At 36.9% G+C, this 2,084-nt stretch carries 2 protein-coding genes and 1 pseudogene; all 3 read left to right on the plus strand.

Annotation, left to right across the window (positions count from 1 at the left end; genetic code table 11):
* Positions 1–358 (plus strand): choice-of-anchor J domain-containing protein (locus CIW83_RS22460; protein WP_158220215.1); only part of this gene is annotated, 358 nt, incomplete at its 5' end.
* Positions 359–372: 14 nt separating this feature from the next.
* Entirely contained in the window at positions 373–885 is a 513-nt protein-coding gene (locus CIW83_RS21750; RefSeq protein ID WP_094904510.1) for a fibronectin type III domain-containing protein, read from the plus strand.
* Positions 869–2,084, plus strand: a pseudogene (locus tag CIW83_RS21755) (hypothetical protein); the annotation flags it as partial. The gene CIW83_RS21750 and the pseudogene CIW83_RS21755, both read left to right, overlap by 17 nt.

A 2,084-nucleotide genomic window follows, 5' to 3' on the forward strand; every position in this document is an offset into this window, starting at 1 on the left:
AAAACCATTTGAAGGAGAAAAACTAGCAGCAACTACATTAGATGGAAACTATCCAAATAATGCTGATAGCTGGATGATTACTCCTCCAATAGATTTAAGAGATGCAAATTTAGAAACTGCCTCACTAAGATTCTATGAGTGGTATAATATGCAAAACAGTTATGATAAAGGTTATGTCCTAATTACGAATGATTATGGTGAAACTTGGACTGAGTCAAGACCAGTTATCACAGGTATTAGAGAAGAGTGGAAAGAGGCACTTGTAAACCTTGATAGTTATATAGGGTCTAAAGATCCAGTATTTGTAGCGTTTAGATTTACATCTAATGCTTCAACACAGGCACCAGATGGTATATAGACAATGTAAGACTAATGGCTCAAGATAATGATGCACCAGCAATACCTGCTAATCTAACTGCAGAAGTGGGTTTAACAGGAATTAAATTAAGCTGGAATCATTCGCCAGATGCTGATCTATCACATTACAATATTTATCGCTCAGAAACATCAGGTGAAGGATATGTTAAGATAGGAGAAACTACTAGCAATAATTATCAAGATACTGAAGGAACTGTTGGAACAACATATTACTATGTATTAAATGCAGTAGATTTTTCTGGTAATATAAGTGGTTATGCACAAGAGGTATCCGCTGTTCCAGTGGAAGCACAGATTCTCTTTGGTACGGATTTTGAAAATGATAATGGTGGATTTGTAACAGGTGTTACAGCTGGAACTGCTAACCATGGGAATGGGGAGTGCCAACATCTGGACCTAATGCAGCATATTCAGGTGAAAAACTATGGGCTACTAACCTTGCAGGAAATTATGATCATAGAACTGATGCTATATAGAAACTCCATCCATAGTGATACCAGAAGATAAAGATGGTATATTAATATTCAATCACTGGGTTGATATGGAAGGAACAACAACCCTATGGGATTATGGCCAAGTACAAATCTCTAAAGATGATGGAGCTACTTGGACCAATATAACTCCTGCAGCAGGTGGGAAATATGGAAGAAGAGTTCAAGAATGGGCTAATGAGGAAATAGTCCTAACAGGATATAGTGGAGAAACCATAAAATTAAGATTCTTCTTCCACTCAGATACTTCAGGAGTATATACTGGGTGGTATATAGATGATGTATACGTCATGGGTATAGACCATGTAGAACCAGAGCCAATTGAAGGTGAAGAATTAATTTATGATGATGGAACAGCAGAAGATGCATTAGTATTAAATGCAGCAGGAAATGGGTTGGCAGTAAGATTTACTCCATCACAATTTGGAAAAGTTCAAGCTGCTAATATTTATCTATGGGGTAATGATTGGCCGACACCTGGAGGAAATAGATTAGGATTTGTTATTTATGATTCAAATGGTAATCAAGTAGGAACACCTATGTATGTGAATAATCTTGTTAGAGGTGGATGGAATCTAATAGACCTTTCTGGTTTTAATTTCTCAACAGGCAGCGATTTCTATATATCAACTATGCAAGATGCAATTGGTGATAATAGTCCGGGAACTGGTCTAGATGATAACTCTACATCAGATTGGACTAGATCTTATCTGAATATTGGAGGACAATTAAGTCCATTAGCAGATGCAGGTGCAGACTATGAAGTAGCTGTAATGATTAGAGCCATTATGGACTACGATAATGCTGAAGCAACAGCTGATAAGCCTTTAATTAGGCCGGTAGCAAGGAAGAAATCAATGGGCAATGTGGATGCTGGTATGATGAGATTAGGGGAATTAGAAGTTGAAAAAGATGAGATTGATAAAGTAGATTATGTAGAACCAACAGCACCTGAGTATAGCTTGAAAGCAAAAGAAATGCTTAGAGCTAATAACTTTGAAACAATAGAAGATATAGAAGTTCAAAATATGCCAATGGTATTTGCAGGAATCCCAATATCTGATGCTGTAGTAACAGTATTGGAAACGGGAAGAAGTGTTAAAGTTGACCCTGTTACAGGTAAATTCTTTATGAGATCTCCAATTGGTGAGTATACTCTAGTAGCAGAAGCTTATGGGTATTATTCTAAGGAAGCCAGAGTAAATGTAGTTGAAG

The organism is Tissierella sp. P1, assembly GCF_002266425.1.
GTDB classification, from domain to species: Bacteria; Bacillota; Clostridia; order Tissierellales; family Tissierellaceae; genus Tissierella; species Tissierella carlieri.

What these genes read in the sequence shown, in the direction of transcription:
- CIW83_RS21750 (WP_094904510.1), top strand. Translation starts at nt 373, where the DNA reads ATGGCTCAAGATAATGATGCACCAGCAATACCTGCTAATCTAACTGCA.